Genomic DNA, 25502 nt, shown 5'->3' with positions numbered 1-25502 from the left:
GTTCGTGGGTTCAGGATTCGGCGCCGAGTACGCGGGTGAATCCGGGCGGGATCACGACGTCGGAGGGGGTGAGGTCGTGGATGTTCGAGTGGCCCAGACCGAGCAGTGCCGAATCGATACCGCCGCGCAGGACGTCGAGGACGTTCTCGACGCCGGCCTGACCGTTCGCCGAGAGGCCCCACAGGTACGCGCGGCCGATCATCACCGCCCGCGCACCGAGCGCGACAGCCTTCACGACGTCGCTACCGCGGCGGATACCACCGTCGAGGAGCACCTCGACCTGATCGCCCACGGCCTCCGCGATGGCGGGCAGCGCGCGGATCGGCGCCGGGGTGCCGTCGAGGTTGTTGCCACCGTGATTCGACACGGAGATCGCGGTGACGCCGGCGTCGACGGCGCGCTTGGCGTCGTCGACCCGCATGACGCCCTTGAGCATGAACGGCCCGCCCCACTGTTCACGCAGCCACGCGATGTCGTCCCACGTCGGCAGCGGCGTCTGCATCCACTCGCCGTAGGCGCCGAAGAACGTCGGCGGCTGCTGACCGGGCTGCGCCAGGTTCGGGGTGGTCAGATCCGGGATCTTGCGGGTCTTCGCGAACTCGTACAACCACTTCGGCCGGGTGATTCCCTCCGGCGCGAACTGGAACATCGCCTTCAGGTCCATCTTCTCGGGGATCGCCGGGCTGCCCCAGTCACGTCCGTAGGAGAACGACCAGTCGGTGGTGATGATCAGTCCGGTCGCCCCGGCGGCGCGGGCGCGTTCCATCCGCTGGATCAGCACCTCCCGGCTGCCGACCCAGTACATCTGGAAGAACGTCTGCGGATTGGCCGCCGTGACCTCCTCGATCGACTTGCTCGCGAACGAGCTCAGACCGATCGCCGTTCCCCGCGCCGCCGCCGCACGCGCGACAGCGACCTCGCCGTCGGGGTGCACAGCCTGCACACCGGTCGGGGAGATCACGACGGGCAGCGAAATCGACTGTCCCATCACGGTCGTGGACAGCTCGCGCTTGTCGGACAGTCCCACGACGTGCGGGGCGAATCCCAGCTCGCCGAACGCCGCGATGTTGTCGTCGACCGTCACGCCCCGCTCGGAACCGGCGATCAGCGCCGCGTACACCGACTTCGGCAGGCGCTTCTTCGCGCGTCGCTGAGCCTCGGCCACCGTCTCGAAGAACGGATTCTTACCCATGGAAATACCTCTCGTACCCGGCAGACGTCGTTACGTCTGGTCCATGCCCGCAAGCGGGTTCTCGTCACAAATCTTTGCCGGCGGACGCACCATCAGCGTCAACGGAACCGGCGCCCGCGGAGTCCGGCGCTGGCCGGTGCGGGAGTGGTCGACACTGGATTTGGGGATCTCCCCCGCGGCAGCCAACGCCAGTTCGCCGTTGCCGATCACACATTCGGGGTCCGGGCCGTCCATCGGCAGGCCGGTGAAGAACTTCGCGGCCATGCACCCGCCGCGGCAGGAGTCGTAATGGTTGCACTTGCTGCACGCACCGCCGGTCTGCGGGGACCGCAGCTCCTGAAACAGCTCCGACGTCTGCCACACCTGCTGGAAACCGCCGTCCGCCACGATGTTTCCGGCAAGGAATTGGTCGTGGATCGCGAACGGGCACGCGTAGACGTCGCCGATCGGGTCGATCAGGCACACCACGCGTCCAGCGCCGCACAGGTTCAGGCCGGGCAACGCGTCGCCGTAGGCGGACAGGTGGAAGAAGGAGTCGCCGGTGAGCACGCCCTCGCCGTTGGCGACCAGCCAGTTGTACAGCTCGCGCTGCTGCGCCTGCGTCGGATGCAGTTCGTCCCACACGTCCGCGCCGCGCCCGGACGGTCGCAGCCGGGTGATGCGCAGGGTGGCACCGTACTTGTCGGCCAGCGCCTTGAAGTCGTCGAGCTGGGACACGTTGTGCCGGGTGACCACCACGGAGATCTTGGCGTCCTTGAAACCCGCCTCGGACAGATTCTCGAGGGCCCGCACGGCCATCGCGAACGACCCCGGACCACGGACGGCGTCGTTGACCTCGGCCGTCGCACCGTCGAGGGAGATCTGCACGTCGACGTAGTCGCTGGCCGCGAGCCGGGCGGCGACCTTCTTGTCGATCTTCACCCCGTTCGTGGAGAACTTCACCCCGACCTGGTGGGCGGTCGCGTAGTCGACCAGCTCCCAGAAGTCCGAACGAACCGTGGGCTCCCCGCCACCGATGTTCACGTAGAACACCTGCATGCGCTGCAGTTCGTCGATGATCGACTTGCACTGCTCGGTGCTCAGCTCCCGTGGGTCACGCCGGCCCGACGAGGACAGACAGTGCACACACGACAGGTTGCACGCGTAGGTCAACTCCCAGGTCAGGCAGATCGGGGCGTCGAGACCGAGTTCGAACTGGTCGACGAGGCGGCCTACCGGGGCGGCAGGCCTTTCGAGCATGGAGGTCATGGGCTGTGTCCTCTGGTACGGGGCGAAGTGAGCTGGTCAGGCGGGGACGATCATGTGCGACTCGGCCAACGTGCCGAGCGCTCGCGCGTACTGCGCGGCAGTGTCGTCCCCGATACCCTGCGCCCGCAGTGCGGACCGGGCGTCGGCGTGCGAGGGAAGCGATTCGACCACCGCGACGATCGTGCGGTTCTTCAGGAACGACAGCTTGCGCGTCCCGAAGTGGTAGAGCAGCGCCCCGAAAGGTTCGGGACGCAGCGCCACCTGCGGATGAAGCTTCCAGCCCACATCGAGATCGATACCGGCCTTGCCGGTCACTGAAGCAGATGCTGGAGCGGACATGATCAGTACACGCCGCACATGCCGTCGATCGAGACCTCTTCCACCAGGGATTCCTCGACCAAGTCGTTTTCCAGCACGTTGTTGTCGCGATCCGACATGATTTCCTCCTACTGTTCGGTGATACGGCGCGAGCCGGAGGGATGTTCCCCGTCATAGACGACCATTCCTGTGACTCGCCTCACCACTGTAATGGCATCGAGTGCAGAATGACAGCTCGGGAGGGCACGAAAGTTGAGAAGTCGGCGAAAACCATCCAGTCGGATAGGGCGACGCCCGTCCACGACGCAGGATCGGATCAGTACCGTCGGGATCGAGTTGTTCACGGAACAGGGGTTCGACGCCACCAGCGTCGACGAAGTCGCCGAAGCGTCCGGCATCGCCCGCCGCACCCTGTTCCGCTACTTCCCGTCCAAGAACGCGATCCCGTGGGGCGACTTCGACGCCCACCTCGCCGAAATGCGCGCCCAACTCGCCGCGCAACCCGGCGACATCCCGATCGTCGACGGACTCACCGCAGCACTCCTGCAGTTCAACGCGTTTCCCGAGAGCGAGGAAGCCAACCACCGCAAACGCATGGGGCTGATCCTGCGAGTGCCCGCCCTGCAGGCGTATTCGGTGGTGATGTACGAAGGGTGGCGCAATGTCATCGCCGAGTACGTCGCCGGCCGGTTGGGAGTCTCACCGACCGACCACGTTCCGCGGACCGTCGGCTATCTCCTACTCGGCGTTGCAATGTCGGCGTACGAGCAGTGGCTCGACGACGATTCGCTCGAACTCAACGAACTACTCGCCAGCGGAATGCAATCGCTCTACGATGGTCTGAGTTCCCTCGGCGAGCCGGACACCTGATCCCCCTCCCGCCATCACCTCTCGGCAAGGTTGCTTCGAATGACTTCCACCCTCGACACACAAGCCTTCGACTCTCTCGCTCCGTGCGAACCCGGGCTGTGGTCACACGGTCACGTCACGGTAGAGCGGATCGCGGACGGGCCGCTCACCCTCACCCGCGACGGCGACCGGTTACGGGTCACGCACGCCCTGACACCCGAGGATCTGAGCGAGAGACTCGTCGCCTCGGTCACCGCGTCCATCGAGGACGCCGACTTCGGTCAGGGCGAGTTCGAATCGACCATGGTCGGACTGGTGCGCTCCACTGTCGACGGTGCGCTCGAGGCGTGGACGGTCTACTACCGCAACTCCCTCGGCGAACTGCTCGACGGCACCGCCGACTTCGCGCCGATCCACGAGAAGGCGGAACAACTGGTCCGCGGTTCCGTCCTCGACCTCGGGTCGTGCTTCGGCTTCCTCCCGTTGAGACTCGCCCGCGCAGGGCGCACCGTCACGGCAACCGACATCCTCCCCGGCACCATGACCCTCCTCGACGCGGTGGCGCCGGAACTCGGACTCGACCTGCGCACGCTCGTGTGCGACGCCGCGCACGTCCCGGTCCCCGACGACAGCGCAGACACCGTCACCGCCATCCACCTCCTCGAACACGTCGACGAAAACATCGGGGCCACAGTGATATCCGAGGCCCTCCGCATCGCCCGCGAACGCGTTGTCGTCGCCGTCCCCTACGAGGACGAGGCAACGGCCTGCCACGGACACATCCGCACCTTCGACACCCCGGCACTCACCAGACTCGGCGAATCGACGGGACGCCCCTTCGAGGTGTTCGAGCACCACGGCGGTTGGCTCGTCATCGACTGCTGAACCCCTCATGACGCGCGGAGGTGTGCGATGAGGATCGCCTCGATTTCCGACCTCCGCGCCGCGGACGGCAGCCGGGGCGCCGTCGACCGGTAATGATGCCCGGTCGGAGCCCGCAGATCGAGGAGATGCCGGCGACCGGGCCGACACACCGGACGAGCGGCCCACCCGTCACCCTCCTTCGCGTAATTGCACGCCGCGCACAAACCCGCCCCATTGTGTGCCCTGGTGACACCCTTGTTGCGGCGCGAGCGGATGTGATCGTGATGCCGGATCGGCGCATCACACCACGGCGTCCGGCATGTGCGGTCCCGCAGATCGATCAACTTCCTCAGGCTCCTCGGGAACGTGCGGGCCTGCGATTCCATCGCCGTCAACGCCCCCGACACCGGGCAGGCATAGACGTTTCGCAACGTCACCTCCGTGTCACCATCGAGGGCGTCCGCCACCAACCGCCGCGCAATCGACGCCGGCACCGGACCGAACCCCTGCAGGTCCGCCGCCTCGCCCTCACCCGCCAGCAACGTCTCGTCGGAAATCACCAGATCCACCGCCACCGGCACACCACTCGCCACCGACACCCCGGTGCCACGCTCGAACAACAAGTCCGCCATGAGCTGGTTCCGGGTCCGGCCGCCACCGTCCCCGGTCGCGATCAGGCTGTCCGCGTCCCGCCCCAACGTGGCCTGCACGCAGACCGCCTGCTCCATCGGCATCAGCACACTCAGGTACGCCATCGCATCCGGTGCCGGCCGCGTCGTCACCCGCCGCTCCGACACCGCCTTACGATGCCGCGCCACCACCGCCGCGGCATCGAGTTCCACCGCCAGGGCCTTCGCCTTCGCGACCACACCGCGGTCACCCACGCCGTCGAGAATGTCGGGGTCCGAACACAACCGCCGATCCACGATTCCCCGGTCATGCGCCGACAGACAGGCCGTCTCCCGCACGAGCAGCGTGGCCCGCCATTCGTTCAACCGACCCGACCGCAACAACGCCAACGTGTGCGGCATCTCGTGCACCACCGCCCGCGCGAACCCCAGATGCCGGCCACCACGATTCGGAGACTCCCTGCGCGCCAACCCGATCTGCGACGCGATCCCCCGCCCCCACTCCGCCTGGGGCAACCCACGAGCCCTCCGGTCGGCGCGGATACTCGTCGAGACGTCGTCGGTGATCACCGCCTGCGCCGCACACCCGACCGACTTCAACGCCTCGATGGCATCGAGCAGGTCGATCCCCAGCGCCGCGTCTCCGTCAGCGGAAACCACCCGCAGCCGCGCCGTGAACGCCCGCAACTCCTCCAGATCCGGTGCCACCACGTCCCCCACAACCAACCTCCCCCAAGGCTATTCGAATCTTTGTTCGATTCTAGCAGTGAAGCCTTCACCAGGCAATAGGCTGAGGGTCGTGGGACACACAGGCGTCCATTCGATAATCCTGTGGGCGGGCACGCGTCCGTGGATGACGAAGAGGGCCGTGGGTGATGAGTTGTTCAAACGGTGTCGGCGTTGTCGGCAGCGGTGCATTCGATGACGAAAGGCCCTTCAGGGTGTCGACGTCGTCGAAGGTTTCGGCTCGGGTTGCGTTGACCAGCAACCAGGTTCAGGCGATCTCCGCTTCGGCCCTGCGGGCGGCCGTGATGAGTTCGTCGGTCATCGTCCTACCGTCTCCTGATCGACCGGGTGCGCCGGTTCGCGCCCGGCGAGAACGTCGATCACGGCCTGCGCGGCGGCCAAGCCCGCACGGGTGCGGGCTTCGGTGGTCTGCCCGGCCAGGTGCGAGGTGATCAGTACGTTGCCGAACTCGCGCAGTCAGCTGTCGGTGGGGTGTGCGGTGTGCACGGTCACCGACATGCCGAAGGCGCGGGTGAGGTGTGCGACGGCGCGTCCGCTGGGTCCGTAGCCGATGATGCCGAGGGTGGAGCCGCGCAGTTCGCGGCCGGCGTGGCGGGGCCAGCGGCCGTCGCGGACACGCCTACCTCGAACGCCGCGGCATCCCGGCCGAACCGAAAGATCTCGAACACCACAACTGCATCGTGATCCGCGAGAACGAAGGCGACTACGCACTGTGGCGGTTCGGCGCCGAGCACGACGAGACCGCGATCCGGGTATCCGGGAACCTGCTGTGCAACGACGGCGACGCGGCGACCCAGTGGTGCGTAGACGGCCACGGCGTGATCATGCGCTCGATCTGGCACGTCGCCCCACTACTTCGGGACGGCACCCTCGTACAGGTGCTACCCGACATCCCCACCCCCGCCGCGGACGTCCACGCGCTGTACTCGGCCACTGCCCCCGTCCCTCGCCGCATCCGCGAACTCGTCGACCACCTCGCGACCGGTCTCCACGCGAGAATTGAGGCATGAGTGCAGCACAGTGTGTGGTCTCCCACGGCACCGCTACGAATTCGTGAGGTCCCGACGCCGGAACAGCACTACTCCGGCAGCACCCACGACGGCGGCAATCGCCGCGAGCCAGACCAGCGGAGCGGCCGTGACTTCCGCGGCGGGCAGGGCGGGGACGTGGGTGAACGGTGACAGATCGCGGACCGCCTGCGGCAGCCCGAGCAGCGATCCGAGGAATCCGAAGATCAGGCAGAGCGCGAGCACGCCCCAGGACAGCCCGGCCGACCAGGCCGGGACGGCGCCGAACGCCAGCACCACCACTGCGGCGACGACCAGGATCGCGGGCACGAAGACGAGTGCGGCCCCGGTGAGATTCACGACCTTCCCCGGCACATCCTCGGTCACCAGACCGTACGCGAGGCCGGTCGCCGCCCCGGTCAGCGCCTGCAGGACGACGATGCCCACCGTGACCAGGCCGACGTGCGCCAGCATCCACCGCGGACGCGAGACCGCCGTCGCGAGAACCGGTTCGAGTCGCCCCGCCGACTCCTCGCCGCGCATCCGCAGCAGCGCCTGCACTGCGTAGCCGGCGACCGCGATCGCCATCATGCCGAAGATGGCGGCGAAGTAAGCGTCGACCATGTCGGTCGTGCCGCCACCGAGCTGTTCCATCATGTCGGCGACCTGCTGACCCTCGCCGAGGAAGTCGTCGATCTGGTCTGCGATCGCGCCGTACACCACGGCGAGGACCGCGATCCCGAACGCCCACCAGAACAGGATCGTCCGTTGCATCCGCCACGCCGACCCGACCGCCGTCGGCAGCGAGCGGGACGCGCGGGCGGGGCCCGGGCGGGTCGGCACGAGCCCCGAGCCGACGTCCCGGTGCTCGGTGAGGGCGAAGCCGACCGAGCCGACCACGAGTGCGAACACGACCGGCAGCGTCAGCACCCACCAGGCGTTGTCGTCGTAGGGGCGGACCTGCTCGGCCCAGCCGATCGGCGACACCCAGGTCGGCCAGCCACTGATCACCCGCGTGCCGTTCTCCGTCACCGTCCCCGTCATGTCCCCCACCGCACGCAGCAGGAAGGCCACCCCGAGCGCGGCACCGGCCAGCCCGTTGGCGGTGCGGGCACTGTCCGTCACCTGCGCCGTCACCGCGGCGATCGCCGCGAACGCGATACCGGCGCCCGCGACCGCCGCGCCGAGCGCCACCGACCCGTCCAGTGGCAGCCCCGCCGCCATCAGCACGACCACGTTGAGCAGCGCCAGGACCAGGTTGGCTCCGACCGCGACCACCAGCGCGGCGGTGAGCAGCGCCTTCCGGCCGACGACGGCGGCCTCGACGAGTTCGGCGCGGCCGGTCTCCTCGTTCTGGCGGGTGTGCCGCACCACCAGTAGGGTGGTCATCAGGCAGGCCGCCAGCGACATCGGCATGACGATCTGACAGGCGAGCACCGCGCCGGCGCTGTACCCCGACACCAGACCGTTGGTGGCCAGCGCGACCGGCGACGCCGCGGTGGCCATCGCGAAGCTGCGCAGGTCGGGCTCCGTAGGATACAGGCCGAGCACACTCGACGCCGAGAATGCCTGCAGCGCAGCGAGAGCGAGCAACCACACCGGCAGCTGAACACGGTCGCGGCGCAAAGCCAGCCGCACGAGTCGTGGGGTGCCCGCGTACCGGCCGCGCCCGGTGGTCGCCGGCGCCGTCGCCGTGCTCATCGTGCCCGCGTCCCGGACTCGGCCCGACGGTGGTTCTCGCCCTCGCGGGCCAGTTCGTCGCCGTAGTGGCGCAGGAACAGCTCTTCCAACGTCGGAGGCGTCGAGGTGAGCGAGGCGATCCCGTACGACAGCAGGTGTCGCAGCACGCCCTCGATCGCACTGGTGTCCACCTCGCATCGGGTGTGCAGCCCGTCGACCCGCACGTCGTACACGCCCTCGACGTTCTCCAGTCCGGTCACCGGCTGCTGTGTCTCGGCGGTGATCGACGTGCGCGTGAGGTGCCGCAGTTCCGCGAGCGTGCCGGTCTCCACGGTGCGGCCTTCGCGGATGATGCTCACCCGATCGCACAGCGCCTCGACCTCCGCGAGGATGTGACTCGACAGCAGGACCGTCTTCCCCGCGTCGGACATCTCCTCGACGCAGTCCTGGAAGACGGACTCCATCAATGGATCCAGGCCCGACGTGGGTTCGTCGAGCACGTACAGTTCGACGTCCGACGCGAACGCGGCCACCAGCGCCACCTTCTGCCGGTTGCCCTTCGAGTACGTGCGCGCCTTCTTCGTCGGATCGAGTTCGAACCGCTCGAGCAGTTCCGCGCGGCGGGACTCGTCCAGCCCGCCGCGCAAACCGGCGAGGAGGTCGATCGCCTCGCCGCCGCTGAGATTGGGCCACAGGTTCACATCACCGGGAACGTAGGCGAGCCGCCGGTGCAACGACACCGAGTCGCGCCACGGGTCGCCGCCGAGGAGGGTGGCGGTGCCCGAGTCCGCGCGCAGCAGGCCGAGGAGTACCCGGATGGTCGTCGACTTGCCGGACCCGTTGGGTCCGAGGAATCCGTGCACCTCCCCGGTCCCCACCTCGAGGTCGAGGCCGTCGAGTGCGCGGGTCGGGCCGAACGTCTTGACGAGATTCTCCACCGAGATCGCAGCCATGGTGGGGACGCTACGCCGGTTCGCGGGTGGTCACGACGGGTTTCCGCGCTCGCGGCCGCGCGGTGCCGGATCAGATCAGGCCGAGCTTGCCCGCCTCGTAGACGGCCTCGGCGCGCCGGCCGACGTCGAGTTTGCGCATGATGTTGCTGACGTGGAATTTCACCGTGGTGGCCGAGATGAACAGCCGCTCCCCGATTTTCGCGTTCGACAACCCCTTGGCGAGGAGTTGCAGCACCTCGAGTTCGCGCTCGGTGAGTCCCTCGCGTGGCGTCGTCTGACCGTTGAGCGAGCGGATCACCGCGGAGGCGCTGCGGGAGTCGAAGGCGCTCTCGCCGCGGGACACGGCGCGGATGGCGCGCACCAGTTCGGTGGTGTCGACGTCCTTGACCACGTATCCGCGGGCGCCGGCGTGAATGGCGCGGACGACGAGTTGTTCGTCGAGGAACGTGGTGAGCACGAGCAACCCCATCTTGCCGTCCGCGGCGGACAGCTGCGCGCACAGTGCCAGCCCCTCGTAGTCCGAGGCCGCCGACAGTTTCAGGTCCATCAGCACGACGTCCGGGGCGACGTCACCGACGACGGCCAGCGCCTCCGAACTGGACGATGCCTCGCCGACCACCTCGAGATCCGGTTCCCGCTCGAGGACGGAGCGCAGACCCTGCCGGAGAATCGCGTGGTCGTCGACGAGCACGAGCTTCACCACCGACGTGGGGCGGGCGGACCCGGTCTGGTCACGCACCGAGGTTCGTATCGTCATCGGTCCACCTCACTGTCGGAATGTAACGGAATGCGGGCAGCCACCCGGACTCCGCCGATCCGGGCTCGCGCCACGTCGAGTGTGCCGCCCAGCTCCGCTGCCCGGGCCTGCATGTTCGCCAACCCGCGGTGGTGCCCGTCGAGGTCGTTGTTCGCCGCCATCCGCAGCATCAGTCGCATCCGCTTGGGGTCTCCGTTGCCGTCGTCGGCCACGGACAGCAGCACCGCGTCGGCCGAGTACGTGAGCCGCAGGACGGCGCGCGTCGCGTTGGCGTGGACGGCCGCGTTGAACAGCGCCTCACCGGCGATTCTCAGCAGCGCGTGCTCCCGTTCGCTCGACAGCTCGGCGGGTGTGCCGCCGACGCGGACGGTGACCGCGAGTTCGTCCGGCATGTGCACCACCCCGAGTTGTTCGAGCATCTCGGGCAGCGACGTCCGGTCGGAACCGCCGGAGTGGTTGAGCGCGTAGATGGCCGAACGCAACTGCTCCACCGCGCGGCGTGTCAATTCCTTTGCGAGATCGAGCCTCTCGCTGCGTTCGTCGTCCGGGACACCGCTGCGGCACACCTCGATCTGCATGCCCGCGGACAGCACCGCCTGGGTGACGCTGTCGTGCAGTTCGCGGGCGATCCGGTGCCGTTCCTCGTCCAGCACCTGGTGCCGGTGGGCCGCTCCGAGTTGACGCTGGGTGGATTCGAGTTCGGCGTTGCGCACCGCGAGGTCGGAGGCGGTTCGGCGGGCCTCCGAGTACGCGTGCTCGGCGCGTTCGAGCAGCAGTTGGCCGCGTTGATACAGGGCCGAATTCTGCAGTGCCACAGCGGTCTGACTCGCCAGGATGCTGAGGACCGCGCCGTCGGTGGTGTCGAGTGTTCGGTGCTCGGCCGTCCAGGCCGCGAACGCTCCCACCACGCCGCCCTCGAGGACGATCGGCACGAAGGCGTGGTGCGCGTCGATGACGGGAGCACCGCCGGTGCGCCCGGACCGGATGTCGGCCAGGCACGTCACCACCTCGTCCGGCAGCGGTGGGCCCTCGACGTTGTCGACGAGGAACGGCGTCGCGTCCGGGCCGAGCACCAGCCGGCGCGGGCCTGCGTCGGGCAGCATGCCGTCGGCGAGGGCGAACGCGACCCACTGCGCGTCCAGGTGCGCCCGCGCAGCCTCGGCGACGGCGCAGATGAGCGTCTCGGGACCTTCGACGGTGCGGACGAGGGCCCGCGAGATGAGTTCGAGTGCGTGGACGACACGTTCGAGGCGTTCCGCGGCGCCACGGTACTGGGGGTAGAACGTCGGTTTGCCGGACCGCAGTCCGGTGAGTGTCGACAGGTCCGGGGCGTTCATCTGCTCACAGCGCCGTCCGGAACAGTGCCACCATCTGTTCCTGCGTCGCCGTGCGCGGGTTGGTGGACATGCAGGCGTCGCGAAGCGCGAACTCGGCCAGACGCGACAAGTCGGTCTCGCGAACCCCCAACTGTCCCAGCCCTTTCGGAACACCGACCTCCCGGGCGAGGCGTTCCACCCGGTCGGCCACCGCGAGGGCGGCGTCCTCGGGTGTCCCGCGGCGCTCCTCGAGACCGAGGGCGGCGGCGATGGCGACGAACGGGGTGGCGTCGTCGGTGGCGTTGAACCGGATCACGTGCGGGAGAAGGATGCCGTTGATGACGCCGTGCGGCAGGTCGAGCAGTCCCCCGACCTGATGGCTCATCGCGTGCGCGGCACCGAGGATGGCGTTGGTGAACGCGAGGCCGGCTTCGAGGCTCGCCTGCGCCATGACGGCCCGCGACTCCATCTCCATCGGCTCCTCGATGGTGCGGACCAGGGTGTCGGTGACCAGCCCGACCGCGCGGAGCGCATGGTGGTCGGTGAGCGGGTTGTGGGCCAGCGACACGAACGCCTCGATGCCGTGCGTGAGGGCGTCGAGGCCGGTGGCGGCGTTGAGCCACTCCGGCATGGTCGTGAGCAGCCGCGGGTCGATCACCGTCACGTCCGGGACGAGCGCGCGGCCGATGATCGTGATCTTGGTGCCCCGCCGTGTGTCGGTGACGATGCAGAACTGCGACACGTCGGCGCCGGTACCCGACGTCGACGGCACCATCACCAGCGGCGGGATCGGGCTGGTCGCCTGGTCCACGCCCTCGTAGTCGAGGATGTTGCCCCCGTTCGCGGCGAGCACCGCGATGCCCTTCGTCGCGTCGATGACCGAGCCGCCGCCCAGGGCGACGAGGACGTCGCATTCTCCCTCGCGGTACGCGTCGTGTCCGGCCGCGATCTCATGATCCTTGGGGTTGGGCGTCAGCGCACTCCACACCACCGGAGTGAGGCCCTGTTCGCGGAGCTGGTCCTCGAGTTCCGACGCCCAGCCCGCTTCGATCAGACCCGGATCGGTGACCAGCATCGGCCGCGCGCCGCCGAGACGGAGGACGGCGTGCGCGGCCTCGACCATCGACCCGATGCCGAACACGATCTCGGGCGCGTGGAACTTGACCAGTCTGCCCGGGGTGGTCGTGCGGGTCGACGGATAGGAGACGGACAACTCGACACTCCTCCCGACATCTGCGTGCATGTGATCCAGATTACAAGACCGTGACCTCGACCCTACGGTCCGGAACGCGTCCTCACACCCACCGAAGGACAGGCACGGCACCTACCCGATCGGGTAGGTACTCACCGCAGCGCGTGCCCCAGCTCGGCGGCGCGGGACATCAGCTGAGCGGCATCGCGGGCGACGACGACGCGGTCGCAGATCTCCGCGTACTCCGGCATCGCGCACGACGCCTGGTTCCAGTACCGCTCGGGTTCCGGCGTGATCCAGGCCAGCCGGTGCACTTTGCGTCGCAGGTCGGCGAACTCGTCAACGCCCGGCGGAAGGCCGTTGCACCGCCCGTCGCCGACGACGACCACCGAGGTGCGGGAGTTCACGTCGCTGCCGAACCCGGTCAGGACGTCGGAGAAGACCCGGCCGTAGTCGCTGCTCGCCTCCAGATCGATTCGGGGGTCGGCGAGCACCGAGGCCAGCGCGTCGTCGTCGGTCCCGGCGAGGAGGGTGTCCGTGACGTCGACGGGCCGGTCGACGAACGCCAGCACCTGACACCGGCTCGCCCGGCGGTGCATGGCCTGCGCCAGCCGGAGCGTGAATGCGGTCACGGGGCGCACCGACAGCGACACGTCCGCGAGAATCAGCACCCGCACCCGGTCCGGGCGCGGCGTCTTCACCATCAGGTGGAACGGCACGCCCTCGGTCCGCAGGCTCGCGCGCACGGTGCGACGCATGTCGAGGCGGCCCCGGGCCAGTTCGCGCGGACGGGGACGCGACGGCCCCCGCATCCGCCGGAGCACCTCGTAGCACGCCTGGTTCACCTCTGCGCGAGACGTGGACGCCACCGCTGCGCTCGTGGTCGCCGCCGGTCCGGCCGCCAGGTCCCGGGCGTCCGCCAGCGCGCCGACGAACGCCTCCACCGCCTCCGCCAGCCGGTTCAGCTGGGCGGCGGTGAGAGGCTCGGCCCCGCCGGTATCGGCGTAGACCTTGCTCGGGTCGTAGGCGTCGAGCCACGCGAGAATCGACTCCGGATCGTCCCAGGACAGGGATCCGACGACGGCGCCGCTCGTCGACGACGCCAGATCACCGACGGCGGTACTCGCCGCCCGCTCCACCTCGACCGTGTACGTGACACCGCGACGCCCGGACTCGGCTTCCGAGTCGACGGACAGGTCGGCGTCGCTCGACGTCATGCTCACGTCGTCGTCGTCCTTGTGCGGGTTGAACCCCTTCTGCGCCTCGGGGGTGTCGAAGTGGTCGCCGACCTCCGCGGCGCGCTCGTTGTACTCCGCGTACCGGGCGGTCTCCGCGTTGTCCGCCACCTCCAGCGCGGACGGCAGGCCCTCCGCGAACTCGGCCCGGGACGGCGGCCGCGAGTCGGGGGCGGCGTCGGCGGCCGCCCGGAAGAACACGTCGAAGGCACGGTCGAAACCCTGCTGTTCGTACGTGTACTTCGCGCACACCGCGCGCAGCGACGCTCGCAGGGTAGCCGAGTCCCGGCCTCCGACCAGCCCGAAGACCCGGCGAACCTCGATGACCTCGGCCGGGGACGCGGCGACACCATAGCGGCGCAACACCTTTCCGAACGACGCCGCGAGCACGTCGAGGAGTTGCGCGGGAAGGGACGGGGACGGGGACGGATCGGGGGCCGGGTGGAGCATCGTCAGCGCCTGCCCTGACGGCCCGCGCCGATGCCGCCGCGGTCGCGGCCACCGTGCCCGCGGAACACGGCGGTGGTCGTGTTGGCCGGCCGCGATGCGACCGTCACGCGCTCCGCGGGCCCGGCCGGAGCGGAGTGCTCGTCCGACGGGAGCGGTTGTTCGCCGGACAGCCGGGTGCGGGCCAGTTCGACGTCGCTGGTGTACTTGAGCAGGGCGGTGAGCAGGATGTCCCGGACCGCGGACTGCGAACTCACGGCCACCCCCGTCGACTTCAGGACCACGGCCGCGCGGGCCGCGTCGATGACTTCCGCGATGGACGGGCTCTTGCGCAGGGGCAGCTCCCGCAGCGTACGCGCCAGGTCCACCACGTCCGCCGCGACGGCATCCTCGACCTCGGGGGCCCTGGCCGTCACGATGTCCCGCTCACGCTGCGACGTCGGATAGCCGAGGTGGTAGTGCAGGCAGCGGCGCTTGAGCGCGGGTGACAGTTCACGAGTGTCGTTGGACGTCAGGATCACCCACGGCGCCGAACGGGCAGCGAACGTCCCCACTTCGGGAATCGTGATCTGCCCCTCCGCGAGAACCTCGAGGAGCAACGCCTCCATCGACTCCTCGGTGCGGTCCACCTCGTCGACGAGCAGCACCACCGGTTCCGGCGACAGGATCGCCTCGAGCAAGGGGCGCACCGAGAGGAAGTGCTCCGAGTACAGCCCGAAATCCTGGGCTGCCAGGAATTTCGACGCGTCGGCGATGTCGTCGAACGCGGACAGCTTCTCACCGATGCGATCGCGCAGCATCTGCACGTGCAGAAGCTGTTTCGCGTAGTCCCACTCGTACAGCGCCCGGTTGTCGTCGAGACCTTCGTAGCACTGCAGCCGGACGAGCTTACGCCCCGACGCGTCGGCCAGCGACTTCGCCAGCTCCGTCTTGCCGACGCCGGCAGGCCCCTCCAGCAGGAGCGGGCGTTCGAGCGCGGTCGCCAGGTGGACGACCACCGCGAACTCGTCGTCGGCGATGTAATCGACCTCGCGCAACGCCTCCTTCAGTTCCGCGCCGTCGGCGAAGCGGACGTCCTCCGGTTCCGGGGCTGTGTGCGGTGCAGTCATGATCGGGGCATCCGTCCTTCGTCAGCAGGGTGGTGGTGGGAACGCATCCGGGGCGGGGCCGGGCTGGGTGAGGCGCCCGCCCCGGACGCGAGTTTTCAGGTCGGTCAGTACGCGCTGTTGATCGCGTGATCGACCACGGGGAGCATCGACTCGACCGTCACCTCACGCGGATTGCCCGGCGTGCACCAGTCGCCCTGGATGTGCTCGGAGATCGCGCGCACGGTCTTCTCGTCGCCGCGGATGGTGTCGCCGCGACCCTCGTACTTCTTCGTGTTCATCTGGTTCTTCTCGTACGAGTCGGTGCGCACCTGACCGAAGTTGTCGGGAATGCCGACGTCCTTCGCCAGGCGGATGGCGGCCTCGACCGCCGCGTCCGCGGCCTGCACCGTGGTGAGGTTGCGGGTGTCGACCCCCAGCGCGCCGGCCAGCTGGGCGTAGCGCTCGTACCGCGACGGCAGGTTGTACTCCCAGACGCGGGGCAGGGCGATGGCGTTGTTCAGTCCGTGATGGCTGTCGAAGAACGCGCTGACCGCGTGCGAGATGGAGTGCACGATGCCGAGGCCGCCGGAGTTGAAGGCCTGCCCGGCGATGTACTGCGCGTTCATCATTCCCTCGCGGGCCTTCAGGTTGCGCGGCTCGAACACGGCCTCCCGCAGGTTCTTCGCGACGAGTTCCACCGAGTACAGGGCGTTTCCGAGAGACGGCGCGAAGTCGAGGCGCGACACGTACGGCTCACTGCCGTGCGCGAGGACGTCGAATCCGCAGTACGCGGTGAAGTGCTGGGGGCAGGTGTAGTAGAGCAGCGGGTCGTCGATCGCGAGGGTCACGATGGTCGCCTCGTCGAATCCCACCCACTTGTGCGGGTTGTTCATGTCCGACGTGTCGGTGATGACGTACGCCCACGACGTCTCCGAACCCGTACCGGCCGTGGTGGATACGGCGATGTGGGGCGGATTCTCCTTGTTGGTGGACTTCGCGAATCCCTCGAACTCGTTGATGTTGCGGCCGTCGTGCGCGACCACGACGCGGGCGCCCTTCGCGGCGTCGTGACTCGAACCGCCGCCGACGGAGATGATCGAGTCGCACTTCTCCTTCTGGTAGAGCGCGGCCGCCTCCATGACGTTGTAGTCCTTGGGGTTCGACTCGACCTTGTCGTAGAGCACGACCTCGACGCCCTGGTACTCGATCTTACCGACCAGTTCCTCGATGATGCCCGAGCCGCGCAGGCCGGTGGTCATGAGCAGGGTCCGCTTGAATCCGAGATTCTTCGCCTCGACGCCGATGATGTCGTGGGCGCCCACTCCCATCAGTGCCCGCGGGAACGGGTGGAATTCCTTGATGGGGAAGTCCCAGATCTGGTTGAGCTCGATGGCCATGGCCGTCTCCTCGATTAGTCGATGTCGGATCTGAAGCGTTGGGAAAGGGGACGCAATGGATGTGATCGGCGTCTCACCTGGAATCCACTGTGATCTAGTTCGAGCCCCGGTTACAGACCTGCGGACCCGAACCGTCCGACCGCGGCGGACAAACTGCCCGATCGGGCAGGTGCGGCCGGGACGTGCCGGAGAGGTGGGTACTCGATAGGCTGTCCACTCCGCGCGGAGTGGACAGCTAGGCAAAAACTAGAACCTGTTCTATTCTTGGGGCAGGCAAGCGAGCGTTCCGGCGCTGCGAAGTACGGAAGGACTGCACACACGATGACGACTGTCGAGGTGCCGCACAGCTCACGATCAGTGGTGCTCACCGTGTCGGGCGTGGTCGAGGAAACCCCCGATTCCCGGTCATTGGTCTTCGACGTCCCGGCAGACCTCGCCGGCAAGTTCGCCTACAAGCCGGGCCAGTTCCTCACCCTGCGCATCCCCAGCGACCGCACGGGATCGGTCGCCCGGTGCTACTCGCTGGCCAGCTCGCCGTTCACCGACGACGCCCCCAAGGTGACGGTCAAGCGGACGGCCGACGGGTACGGGTCCAACTGGCTCTGCGACAACGTCGCCGTCGGCGACACCCTCGAGGTCCTCCCCCCGTCGGGAGTGTTCACCCCGAAATCACTCGACCACGACTTCCTGCTGTTCGCGGCGGGCAGCGGCATCACCCCGGTGATCTCGATCCTCAAGTCCGCCCTCACCGAAGGGTCCGGCAAGGTCGTCCTCTTCTACGCCAACCGCGACGAGAACTCGGTCATCTTCGCGGAGGAACTGCGCACTCTCGCAGCCCGGTATCCGTCGCGGCTCGTGTCCATTCACTGGCTCGAGACGGTCCAGGGGCTGCCCGGCGTCGACCAGCTCGCCTCCGCCGTCGCCCCCTACCTCGGGCACGAGGCATTCATGTGCGGACCGGCGCCTTTCATGGACACGATCCACAAGGCCCTCGCCGACGCCGGCATGCCGCGCACCCAGGTGCACGCCGAGGTGTTCAACTCGCTGGCCGGCGACCCGTTCCGCGACGCCGACGTCGTGGAGGTCACCGAGGACGAGGCCGCCGACGCCGCCACCGTGGAGGTGGAGCTCGACGGCGAGATCCACAATCTGAGCTGGCCCCGCAAGCAGACTCTCGTCGACATCATGCTCGCCGAGGGAATCGACGTGCCCTACTCCTGCCAGGAGGGCGAGTGCGGCTCCTGCGCGTGCACCGTCCTCGAAGGCAAGGTCGAGATGGAGAACAGTGAAATCCTCGACCCCGAGGACATCGAGAGCGGCTACATCCTGGGCTGCCAGGCCCGGCCGGTCACCGACCACCTCAAGATCGAATTCTGAAGTCCCCTCACCCGAGCCGGCCGAAACCGACGACGGCGGAGTCGCTCGCCCAGTCGACCGTGTGCACGCGGATCCGGCCGAACTCGTTGCCGCCGACCGTCGTCGCCGTATCCCCGTCGACGGCGACGACGAAGTTGGTGTGCTGGCCGACCCAGCTGCTGTTGTCGTAGAGCACCACGTCCCCGACGGCCGGGCGGTACCCGTCGCCGACCTCCTGGAACCGCGACTGCGACTCGTAGTACTCCTGCAACGTGTAGACGCCGGGAATCCGCCAGTGCCCGGAATTCGGATTCGACAACGGCATGCCCGCTTCCCGCATGATCCAGCTGACGAAGTCCGCGCACCAGGGCTCTTCGACCCCTTCGGAGTAGAACGTCCCGGGCCGCTGCGTGCCGTGCTCGGCCTCGAGCAATGCGACGATCCGCGCCTGCGGAGGCGACAGCGTGGTCGTGTCGACGGTCGGGAATTCGGCGGTGTCCCACGGCAGGTAGCGGTCCGGAGCCAGCCACAGCACCCCGCCCGCCACGACGACCATCATCGCGACGACCGCGGCGAGGATCGGCCCGGCACGTCGGCGGCGGCGCGGAGGCGCGGGAGCGGTCATGCCACCGAATGTAGCGGGATTCCGGTCAGCGCATCGCGCGGTAGCCCGCACGCTCCTCGGCGGTGAGGTGCTCACACGCGTACGTCAGGGCCGTGCGGCCCATCGCCGCGGCGTTCCGGTCGAGGAAACCGGTCAACAGGGCGCGGTCGACCCGCTTGCCGACCTCACGCAGCATCCATCCCGTCGCCTTCTGGGTGAGGTCGCGGCGATCACCGAGGACGGCCTCCGCGACCTCGAGCGTCGTGGACGCGTCGCCCCGCCGGATGAAGCCGAACGTCGTGAGCAGCGCGACGCGGCGCCGCCAGAGGTCGTCGTCCGCTGCCAGCTCGTACACCAGGTCCCGCGGCCGGTCGAACAGCCACCCGCCCAGGATCCGCTCGGCGGACGCGTCCACCAGATCCCAGTTGTTGACCCGCCCCCGCATCACCAGATCGAGGTAGAAGGTCGCGATCTTCTCGCCCAGTGCGTCGTCGCCCGCTTTCGCCGCCCCGTCGAATTGCGCCACGAGCACCAGCAGGCCCGCCAGGCGATGCTCGTGCACCGGGCTGTCGAGCAGCACCGTCACCTCCGGCAGGTCCAGATCGGCGTGCGCCCGGACCACGCCGCGCGTCCGGGGAACCCGCACGCCGATGAAGACGTCGCCCTCCCCGTACTCCCCCGGACCGGTCTTGAAGAACCGTGCCAGATTCACGGCGTCGGTCTCGTCCGACACCTCGCCGAGGGCGCGCTTCACGTCGTCTGCGGTCGAAGTCACGAGGGCACTGTCCCACACGTCACCGACAGCGCGAGCAAAGATCACGAAACATGCTCCGACCTGCGGTTCACGTTATACGACTGCAACGGGCCAAGTATTGATCGGGCGGTCAATCAGGCGTGTACTCGAGGTGGACACAATCCATTTCGAGGAGGCCGGACATGAGATCGTGGAGTCGTATGCAAGATGTGGTGGCGATCGTGATCGGAGCTTTCGCGGCACTCTCGCCGTTGTGGCTCGACACCAATAACGCCGCGATGTGGTCACTCATCGTCCTCGGTGTACTCGTGGCCCTCTCCGGTCTCGTCCATATGAGCCGCCCGGAGATGACTGTGGCCGAGTACGCGATGGCCGTCTTCGGAGTGCTGTTGTTCCTCTCCCCGTGGGTGATGAACTTCGACGCATTCACGGGCGCGTCGTGGACCGCATGGGTCGTCGGTGTCCTGGCAGTCGTCGTGGCTGTCACAGGGTTGCCGATGATGAGTTCCCGGATGCACGGACACGGAGGGCTGGCAACACATCACTGATCTGTGAACCACAGCACCGAGAAACATCGATTCGGGCGGGGCGCAGGCTTACGGCCTGCGCCCCGCCGTTCACGTCGGGAAAGGCCCATGCCAGCACCCCATCTCGGTAAGTCCGGTGGCCCCCAACCGCGGAAAAGCCGGCGGCGGCGCAGCGCGAAGATCGACGGCGACGCCCGGGAGCTGATCCTCGACGCCGCCGAATCACTGATCGCCGTACACGGATTCGATGCCACGTCCACCGCATCGATCGCCGCTGCCGCGCACGTCCCGAAAGGACTGGTGTTCTACTACTTCCCCTCCAAGACCGACATCCTCCTTGCCCTGCTGTCCGAGCGGCTGCCGACCGAACCCTTCGGCGACGTGGGCCCCCTGGTGACCCCGGGCGACCCCGCCGCCAGCCTCGTCAACCTCGACACCGCACTGAATCTGCGCGATCACCACTCGTCGGTGATGCGGGTGATCATCTGGCGCGAGGCCGAGACCCACCCGGACGTCCGCGCCCACCTGAGGCGGTTCCGCGACTACCTCAGCGACATCACCGAGCGACTGCTGCAGGCCAGTTCGCCGTACCCCGTGCAACCCGGAACGCTCCGGGCCTGCGCGACGGCGTGGGTGGCCGCGATGTTCTCCGTCGCGGGCAACGACCGCCTGCACGACCTCGACGACCTGCCGCGACGACACGGCGAGGAACTCGGCAGCGTCGCACGGGTGGTCGCGGCCGGGATGGTTCAGCTCGGCTGAGATCGTCCCGCGGCCAGCAGCTGACCGGCGGGGAACGCCTCCGCGCTCGCGGGTAGCCGTCCGGGCCTGCCGCTGAGGAAGACCTCGACGGTGCCCTCCCCCGTGCTCGGCCGGTTCAGCGCGTCGATACGGCGCAGGGTCTGCGCCGCCACCGCCTCGGCGCTGTCGAACAACCGCACCCCGGCGGGGAGGCGCGCCGCGATCTCGTCGGCCATCAGCGGATAGTGGGTGCAGCCCAGCACCACTGCGCCGACGTCGCCAGGCGTCCGCTCCGCGGCGGATGCGATGGCAGCGGCCGCGGCCTCCCGCTCACCCCGGTCGATGGCCTCCGCGAGCCCGTGGCACGCGACCCCCACCACCGAACTGCCGTTCCCGAACTTCTCGATCAGATCGGCCTGATACCGGCTCGCCGTCGTCGCCGCGGTCGCCCAGACGGCGACGGACGCGAACGCCGCGGCGGCCGGCTTGATCGCCGGCACCGTCCCGACGACCGGAACCTGCGGTCCGACGAACTCCCGGACGTGGTCGAGCGCGGTGACGCTCGCCGTGTTGCACGGCAGCACGATCACCTCGGCGCCGCGGTCGACGCTGCGCTGCGCGGTCGCGAGAACACGGTCGATCACCCACTGCTCCGGCTTGGGACCCCACGGGGCCCCGTCCGGATCCAGTGCGAGGATCAGATCCAGTTCGGGTCGCAACTTGCGCAGCCACGCCGCCGTCGGCAGCATGCCGAGACCCGAGTCGATGAGCGCAACAATCACCCGGAGAATCTATCGCGCCCCCGCCCCGGCTCCTACGCCGACGCGGCCTCGAGGACCTCGCCGATCGGAGTTCCCGCCGCGATCTTGGCCCGCATCTTCATGACACCGCCCGCCATCCCGCCGCCGACGACACCGGCCAGGATGCCGTCCCGCTCGTAGTAGGCGAGGAACTTGCGGCCGTCGTCCTTGATCACGTGCACCTCGTCGGTGGGCGCCACCGTGCCCAGCGCCTGGATCTTGACGTCGTACTGATCGCTCCAGAAATACGGCACCTGAGCTGCGGCGTTCTCGTCGCCGGTGCCGGTCAGCGCGCCGGCGAGGATCTTCGCCTGCTCCCCGGCGTTGCTCCAGTGCTCGACGCGCTTGCGACCGCCCACCTGCAGCTGCCATGCGGCCACGTCGCCGACCGCCCACACGTGCGGGACCGCCGTGCGCCCGACGCCGTCGCACACCACACCGTTGTCGAATTCGACACCCGACCCGTCGAGCCACGCGGTGACCGGGACCGAGCCGACCCCGATCGCCACGACGTCGACGTCCACCTCGGTTCCGTCACCGAGAACGGCCCCGGTGACCCGGTCGGTCCCCACCAGTGAGGTGAGCCCGACACCGGCGCGCAGGTCGACTCCCTCCTCGGTGTGCAGGCGGGCGACGAGCCCCCCGATCTTCTCGCCGAGCACGGACGCGAGCGGCGTCGGCTGCGGCTCGACCAGCACCACGTCGAGCCCGCCGGCCCGCATGCTCGCCGCCAGCTCGCAGCCGATGAATCCCGCCCCGACGATCAGCGCACGCCTGCCCTCGGCGAGGTCCGCGCGCAGCGCCAGACTGTCGTCGATGGATCGGAGAACGTGGACGCCCGCGAGGTCCGGAAGTCCCGGGATCCGCCGCGGCACGAGACCGGTGGCGATCACGAGTTCGTCGTAGCCGAGTTCGCTGCCGTCGGCGAGTCTCAGGATGCGGGATTCGGAGTCCACCGAGGCGGCCTCGACCCCCAGCCGGAGTTCGATGTTCTTCTCGTCGAAGAACTCACGCGGCTTGAGCGTGGTGTCGCTCTTCTCCCCGCGCATCACTTCCTTCGACAGCGGCGGGCGGTCGTAGGGAAGGTGCGGTTCACCTCCGAGAAGAATCAGGTCACCCTCGTATCCGGCCCTCCGGAGTTCCTCCGCGGTGCGCAGGCCCGACAGACCCGCCCCGACGATCACAATTTTCTGCACGCCAACACATTAGGCGGCTTCGCCGCCCGTGAGTACTTCTCAACCGCGGGCGGTTGAGAAGTACTCACGGGTCAGAGGTCGGCGATGGCCTCGAGCGGGCGGGTGCGGGCGGCGCGGCTCGCCGGCCACAGCGCCGCGAACACACCGACCACACCGGATCCGAGGAGCATGGCGATCACCTGCCCCCACGGCACCGTCACCTGGCCGAGCCCCTGGTCCTTCAGCGTGCTCACGAAACCCCAGCCGAACGCGATGCCGAGCACCACGCCGACGGCCGCACCGAACACCGCGATCAGCATCGACTCCAGGTAGATCGTGCGGCGCATCTGGGACCGCTGCATTCCGACCGCGCGGAGCATGCCGATCTCCCGCCTGCGTTCGACCACCGACAGCGCGAGCGTGTTGATGATGCCGAGGATCGCGATCACGACGGCGAGTGCGAGCAGTCCGTACAGGATGGCCAGGAGCGTGTCGATCTGCTGGCCCTGCGTTCCCTTGAACTGCTCCCGGTCCTGCACCTGCACCACGACGAACTGTTTCGTCGCGGATTCGAGGTCGGCGCGCAGTTGCGTCAGGTCCGCGCCCGGTTTCGCGTCGATCAGGACCGCCAGGTCGGGGATGGTCGCGGCGGGCATGACCTGCCGGTACACGTCGTCCGAGACGAGCCAGTCGCCGACCAGCTGGTTGTCTTCGAAGACACCGGTGACCTCGGCGTCGACGACCTTCCCGTCGGCGCTCGTCATCGGGACCGTCGTCCCCAGCGTCCAGCCCTTCTGCGCGGCCGTGGTCTGGGACACGACGAGGTGGTTGCCGGTCAGGTCGGCGCCGCCCTCGACGAGCGTGTAGTCCAGGACGCCCTCCAGGGGGCCGTCCAGCGACGCGCCCTGCTCCCTCTCGTCGTCGACCGTCACGGACACCGGGTGCAGGGCCACGGCGCTCTGGACGCCGTCGAGGTTCCGCACGGCCCTCGCCGCGCCACTGGGCACACCGATCTGGTTGGGACCGGTGAGCACGTAGTCGGCGGACACCCCCGAGTCGACGAGCTGGTTGACGCTGGCCTTCGCGGACGCGCCGAACACCCCGATGACGGACACGAGCATCAGACCGAGTGTCAGCGCGAACGCGGTGGCGGCGGTGCGGCGGGGATTGCGCACGGCGTTGGTCCGGGCCAGGCGCCCGACGGGCCCGAACGGCTTGGCCAGCACCGCTCCGAGCGCACCGACGATCGGCCGGGACAACGCGGGCGCGGCGAACAGCACGGCCAGGATCAGACCGAGCGCGCCGGCGCCGACAACGGCGGCCGCACCGCCACCCGTACCCCGCGAGCCGATCACGAGTCCCACGACCCCGAGGACACCGAGGACGGCGCCGGCGATGGTGCGCACGTGCAGTGAGTCACCGGTGGACGCGAATTCCTCCCGCATCGCCGCGACCGGCGGCACCTTGGACGCGCGGCGGGCGGGTGCGTACGCGCTGACCGTCGTCACGAGGACGCCGACCACGAGGGCGATGAGGATCGTGCGCGGACCCACCTGCAGGGGCCCCTCGGGCAGTCCGACGTCGAAAGTGTTCAGCAGGGCCCGCAGTCCGTAGGCCAGGCCGACGCCGGCGGCGATCCCGATCGCGCTGCCGATGACACCGACCACGAGGGCTTCGAAGACGACGGAACGTCCCACCTGCTTGCGGCTCGCGCCGATCGCGCGGAGCAGCGCGAGTTCGCGCAGGCGCTGCGCGACGATCATCGAGAACGTGTTGTAGATGATGAACGTGCCGACGAGCAGCGCGATCGCCCCGAACGCGAGCAGGAAGTAGTTGATGAAGCTCAGCGCCTCCGTCACCTGCGCCTTGGTCTCCTCGCGCACCTCGTCGCCGGTCTGGACCTTCGCGTCGGGAAGCGCCGTGGCGATCTCGTCGCGCAGTGCGCCCTGCGACTCACCCGTCCCGGCGACGTCGATGTACTCGACGTGCTTGCCGTCGGTGAACAGTTCCCGGGCCTGCGAGTCGACGAACGTGGCGCCGATGAAGCCGCCGGTCTCGTTTCCGGTGTCGTAGATGCCGGAGACGGTGACGTCGATCATGCCGCGGGCGGGCACGAGGACCTTGGTCGTGTCGCCGACCGCGAGTTGCGCGCGTTCGGCGGCACTGGCGTTGACGGCGATCTGACCGGCCTGCGCGGGCGGGGTGCCCTGCACGTACTCGTCGGGCTCGCCGAGCGCCCGGCCCGGCGGCAGGTACGACTCCCCGATGCTCGGCGCACCACCGGTCTGGACGGCGGCGCCGTCGGAGCCGATGAGGACGATCTGCCCGCTGACGGCCGGTGCCACCGCGCGCACGCCGTCGAGCGCGGTGATGGTGTCGAGGTCTTCGAGGGGCACTCCGCTGGAGTTGCGCTCCTCGCTCGACACCCGGACGTCGACGCCTTGCGCGGTGTTCTCGAAGATCGAGTCGAACGTCTTCTGGAGGGTGTCGGTGAAGACGAAGGAACCGGCGACGAACGCGGTGCCGAGCACCACGGACAGCACTGTCAGTGCCAGCCGGACCTTGTGGGCCGCCAGGTTGCGCAGCGACACCTTGCGCATCGGCGCGCTGGATGTGGACGCCATGC

24 protein-coding genes and 1 pseudogene are annotated in these 25502 nt (G+C 68.7%); 6 read left to right on the top strand and 19 right to left on the bottom strand.

Going from position 1 to position 25502, the window contains the following annotated elements; translation table 11 throughout:
- Positions 1-10 precede the first annotated feature (10 nt).
- Genes mftD through mftA form a run of 4 tightly spaced genes read right to left on the bottom strand, consistent with a single transcriptional unit; the run spans position 11 to position 2877 of the window.
- On the bottom strand, positions 11-1192 hold the full coding sequence (gene mftD / locus ROP_RS30440) for a pre-mycofactocin synthase MftD (protein WP_015889864.1): 1182 nt from the start codon (positions 1190-1192) through the stop codon (positions 11-13).
- Between the two features lie 30 nt (positions 1193-1222).
- The gene (gene mftC, locus ROP_RS30435) at positions 1223-2440 is read right to left on the bottom strand and encodes a mycofactocin radical SAM maturase (RefSeq protein ID WP_015889863.1); all 1218 of its coding nucleotides are present in this window, start codon (positions 2438-2440) and stop codon (positions 1223-1225) included.
- Positions 2441-2476: 36 nt separating this feature from the next.
- Positions 2477-2779: a mycofactocin biosynthesis chaperone MftB gene (gene mftB / locus ROP_RS30430; protein WP_080512538.1), complete on the bottom strand. Its 303-nt coding sequence runs from the start codon at positions 2777-2779 to the stop codon at positions 2477-2479.
- Positions 2780-2781: 2 nt separating this feature from the next.
- Positions 2782-2877, bottom strand: a complete 96-nt coding sequence (gene mftA, locus ROP_RS40760) for a mycofactocin precursor MftA (protein WP_005573048.1) — start codon at positions 2875-2877, stop codon at positions 2782-2784.
- Positions 2878-3010: 133 nt separating this feature from the next.
- Between mftA and mftR the strand changes: the two genes are divergently transcribed.
- Positions 3011-3628, top strand: coding sequence for a mycofactocin system transcriptional regulator (mftR, locus tag ROP_RS30425; protein ID WP_015889861.1), 618 nt, complete (start codon positions 3011-3013; stop codon positions 3626-3628).
- Between the two features lie 39 nt (positions 3629-3667).
- Positions 3668-4492 (top strand): mycofactocin oligosaccharide methyltransferase MftM, encoded by an 825-nt coding sequence (mftM, locus tag ROP_RS30420; RefSeq protein ID WP_015889860.1) that lies wholly within the window; start codon positions 3668-3670, stop codon positions 4490-4492.
- A gap of 5 nt (positions 4493-4497) precedes the next feature.
- Here the strand turns inward: mftM and ROP_RS30415 are convergent, their stop codons facing one another.
- A complete protein-coding gene (locus ROP_RS30415) occupies positions 4498-5820 on the bottom strand; it encodes an HNH endonuclease signature motif containing protein (RefSeq protein WP_015889859.1) in 1323 nt (440 codons plus the stop codon).
- A 483-nt stretch (positions 5821-6303) separates the two neighbouring features.
- Entirely contained in the window at positions 6304-6558 is a 255-nt protein-coding gene (locus ROP_RS44360; protein ID WP_015889858.1) for an NAD(P)-dependent oxidoreductase, read from the bottom strand.
- Here ROP_RS44360 and ROP_RS30405 point away from each other — a divergent pair.
- Positions 6480-6857: pseudogene (locus tag ROP_RS30405) on the top strand (LysR substrate-binding domain-containing protein); the annotation flags it as partial. The gene ROP_RS44360 and the pseudogene ROP_RS30405 sit on opposite strands and share 79 nt — an antisense overlap.
- A 33-nt stretch (positions 6858-6890) precedes the next feature.
- Here the strand turns inward: ROP_RS30405 and ROP_RS30400 are convergent.
- From ROP_RS30400 to mdo, 8 genes are all read right to left on the bottom strand, one after another.
- Positions 6891-8555: an ABC transporter permease gene (locus ROP_RS30400; RefSeq protein WP_015889856.1), complete on the bottom strand. Its 1665-nt coding sequence runs from the start codon at positions 8553-8555 to the stop codon at positions 6891-6893.
- Positions 8552-9487, bottom strand: coding sequence for an ABC transporter ATP-binding protein (locus ROP_RS30395; RefSeq protein ID WP_015889855.1), 936 nt, complete (start codon positions 9485-9487; stop codon positions 8552-8554). The genes ROP_RS30400 and ROP_RS30395 overlap by 4 nt, the downstream gene beginning before the upstream one ends.
- 70 nt (positions 9488-9557) lie before the next feature.
- Entirely contained in the window at positions 9558-10244 is a 687-nt protein-coding gene (locus ROP_RS30390; protein ID WP_015889854.1) for a MadR family response regulator transcription factor, read from the bottom strand.
- Positions 10241-11581: a MadS family sensor histidine kinase gene (locus ROP_RS30385; RefSeq protein ID WP_015889853.1), complete on the bottom strand. Its 1341-nt coding sequence runs from the start codon at positions 11579-11581 to the stop codon at positions 10241-10243. Before ROP_RS30385 ends, ROP_RS30390 begins: the two co-directional genes overlap by 4 nt.
- 4 nt (positions 11582-11585) lie before the next feature.
- A complete protein-coding gene (locus ROP_RS30380) occupies positions 11586-12773 on the bottom strand; it encodes an iron-containing alcohol dehydrogenase (protein ID WP_050785241.1) in 1188 nt (395 codons plus the stop codon).
- Positions 12774-12904: 131 nt separating this feature from the next.
- Positions 12905-14437, bottom strand: a complete 1533-nt coding sequence (madC, locus tag ROP_RS30375; RefSeq protein ID WP_015889851.1) for a MadC family VWA domain-containing protein — start codon at positions 14435-14437, stop codon at positions 12905-12907.
- A 2-nt stretch (positions 14438-14439) separates the two neighbouring features.
- Complete coding sequence (locus ROP_RS30370) at positions 14440-15543, bottom strand: MadB family AAA-type ATPase (RefSeq protein ID WP_015889850.1); 1104 nt, start codon at positions 15541-15543, stop codon at positions 14440-14442.
- A 104-nt stretch (positions 15544-15647) separates the two neighbouring features.
- Positions 15648-16919 carry an NDMA-dependent methanol dehydrogenase gene (mdo, locus tag ROP_RS30365; protein ID WP_015889849.1) on the bottom strand — a complete coding sequence of 424 codons (1272 nt, stop codon included), beginning with the start codon at positions 16917-16919 and terminating at the stop codon, positions 15648-15650.
- Positions 16920-17240: 321 nt separating this feature from the next.
- Here mdo and ROP_RS30360 point away from each other — a divergent pair, with 321 nt between their 5' ends.
- Positions 17241-18296, top strand: coding sequence for a ferredoxin--NADP reductase (locus ROP_RS30360; RefSeq protein ID WP_015889848.1), 1056 nt, complete (start codon positions 17241-17243; stop codon positions 18294-18296).
- 7 nt (positions 18297-18303) lie between these two features.
- On the opposite strand, the gene ROP_RS30355 is transcribed toward ROP_RS30360, so the two are convergent.
- Together ROP_RS30355 and ROP_RS30350 are read right to left on the bottom strand one after the other, a co-directional pair.
- Positions 18304-18900 carry a CHAP domain-containing protein gene (locus ROP_RS30355; RefSeq protein WP_015889847.1) on the bottom strand — a complete coding sequence of 199 codons (597 nt, stop codon included), beginning with the start codon at positions 18898-18900 and terminating at the stop codon, positions 18304-18306.
- Positions 18901-18925: 25 nt separating this feature from the next.
- Positions 18926-19699 carry a DNA alkylation repair protein gene (locus tag ROP_RS30350; RefSeq protein WP_050785149.1) on the bottom strand — a complete coding sequence of 258 codons (774 nt, stop codon included), beginning with the start codon at positions 19697-19699 and terminating at the stop codon, positions 18926-18928.
- A 116-nt stretch (positions 19700-19815) separates the two neighbouring features.
- Between ROP_RS30350 and ROP_RS30345 the strand changes: the two genes are divergently transcribed.
- Together ROP_RS30345 and ROP_RS30340 are read left to right on the top strand one after the other, a co-directional pair.
- The gene (locus ROP_RS30345; RefSeq protein WP_025432213.1) at positions 19816-20181 is read left to right on the top strand and encodes an SPW repeat domain-containing protein; all 366 of its coding nucleotides are present in this window, start codon (positions 19816-19818) and stop codon (positions 20179-20181) included.
- An 87-nt stretch (positions 20182-20268) separates the two neighbouring features.
- Complete coding sequence (locus ROP_RS30340) at positions 20269-20922, top strand: TetR/AcrR family transcriptional regulator (RefSeq protein ID WP_015889844.1); 654 nt, start codon at positions 20269-20271, stop codon at positions 20920-20922.
- Here the strand turns inward: ROP_RS30340 and ROP_RS30335 are convergent.
- From ROP_RS30335 to ROP_RS30325, 3 genes are all read right to left on the bottom strand, one after another.
- A complete protein-coding gene (locus tag ROP_RS30335) occupies positions 20910-21683 on the bottom strand; it encodes a glutamate racemase (RefSeq protein WP_015889843.1) in 774 nt (257 codons plus the stop codon). The genes ROP_RS30340 and ROP_RS30335 overlap by 13 nt on opposite strands.
- A gap of 32 nt (positions 21684-21715) precedes the next feature.
- On the bottom strand, positions 21716-22897 hold the full coding sequence (locus tag ROP_RS30330) for an NAD(P)/FAD-dependent oxidoreductase (protein WP_015889842.1): 1182 nt from the start codon (positions 22895-22897) through the stop codon (positions 21716-21718).
- Positions 22898-22968: 71 nt separating this feature from the next.
- On the bottom strand, positions 22969-25500 hold the full coding sequence (locus ROP_RS30325; RefSeq protein WP_043825612.1) for an ABC transporter permease: 2532 nt from the start codon (positions 25498-25500) through the stop codon (positions 22969-22971).
- Positions 25501-25502 lie beyond the last annotated feature (2 nt).

This window comes from Rhodococcus opacus B4, from assembly GCF_000010805.1.
Lineage (GTDB): Bacteria > Actinomycetota > Actinomycetes > Mycobacteriales > Mycobacteriaceae > Rhodococcus_F > Rhodococcus_F opacus_C.
The sequence above is the reverse complement of the archived record's forward strand: the minus strand, read 5'-3'. Positions and strand labels throughout refer to the sequence as shown.

Coding starts and splice junctions, on each gene's coding strand:
- mftD (WP_015889864.1), bottom strand. CDS start 1,192: ATGGGTAAGAATCCGTTCTTCGAGACGGTGGCCGAGGCTCAGCGACGC.
- mftC (WP_015889863.1), bottom strand. CDS start 2,440: ATGACCTCCATGCTCGAAAGGCCTGCCGCCCCGGTAGGCCGCCTCGTC.
- mftB (WP_080512538.1), bottom strand. CDS start 2,779: ATGTCCGCTCCAGCATCTGCTTCAGTGACCGGCAAGGCCGGTATCGAT.
- mftA (WP_005573048.1), bottom strand. CDS start 2,877: ATGTCGGATCGCGACAACAACGTGCTGGAAAACGACTTGGTCGAGGAA.
- mftM (WP_015889860.1), top strand. CDS start 3,668: ATGACTTCCACCCTCGACACACAAGCCTTCGACTCTCTCGCTCCGTGC.
- ROP_RS30400 (WP_015889856.1), bottom strand. CDS start 8,555: ATGAGCACGGCGACGGCGCCGGCGACCACCGGGCGCGGCCGGTACGCG.
- ROP_RS30395 (WP_015889855.1), bottom strand. CDS start 9,487: ATGGCTGCGATCTCGGTGGAGAATCTCGTCAAGACGTTCGGCCCGACC.
- ROP_RS30390 (WP_015889854.1), bottom strand. CDS start 10,244: ATGACGATACGAACCTCGGTGCGTGACCAGACCGGGTCCGCCCGCCCC.
- ROP_RS30385 (WP_015889853.1), bottom strand. CDS start 11,581: ATGAACGCCCCGGACCTGTCGACACTCACCGGACTGCGGTCCGGCAAA.
- madC (WP_015889851.1), bottom strand. CDS start 14,437: ATGCTCCACCCGGCCCCCGATCCGTCCCCGTCCCCGTCCCTTCCCGCG.
- ROP_RS30370 (WP_015889850.1), bottom strand. CDS start 15,543: ATGACTGCACCGCACACAGCCCCGGAACCGGAGGACGTCCGCTTCGCC.
- mdo (WP_015889849.1), bottom strand. CDS start 16,919: ATGGCCATCGAGCTCAACCAGATCTGGGACTTCCCCATCAAGGAATTC.
- ROP_RS30360 (WP_015889848.1), top strand. CDS start 17,241: ATGACGACTGTCGAGGTGCCGCACAGCTCACGATCAGTGGTGCTCACC.
- ROP_RS30355 (WP_015889847.1), bottom strand. CDS start 18,900: ATGACCGCTCCCGCGCCTCCGCGCCGCCGCCGACGTGCCGGGCCGATC.
- ROP_RS30345 (WP_025432213.1), top strand. CDS start 19,816: ATGAGATCGTGGAGTCGTATGCAAGATGTGGTGGCGATCGTGATCGGA.
- ROP_RS30340 (WP_015889844.1), top strand. CDS start 20,269: ATGCCAGCACCCCATCTCGGTAAGTCCGGTGGCCCCCAACCGCGGAAA.
- ROP_RS30325 (WP_043825612.1), bottom strand. CDS start 25,500: ATGGCGTCCACATCCAGCGCGCCGATGCGCAAGGTGTCGCTGCGCAAC.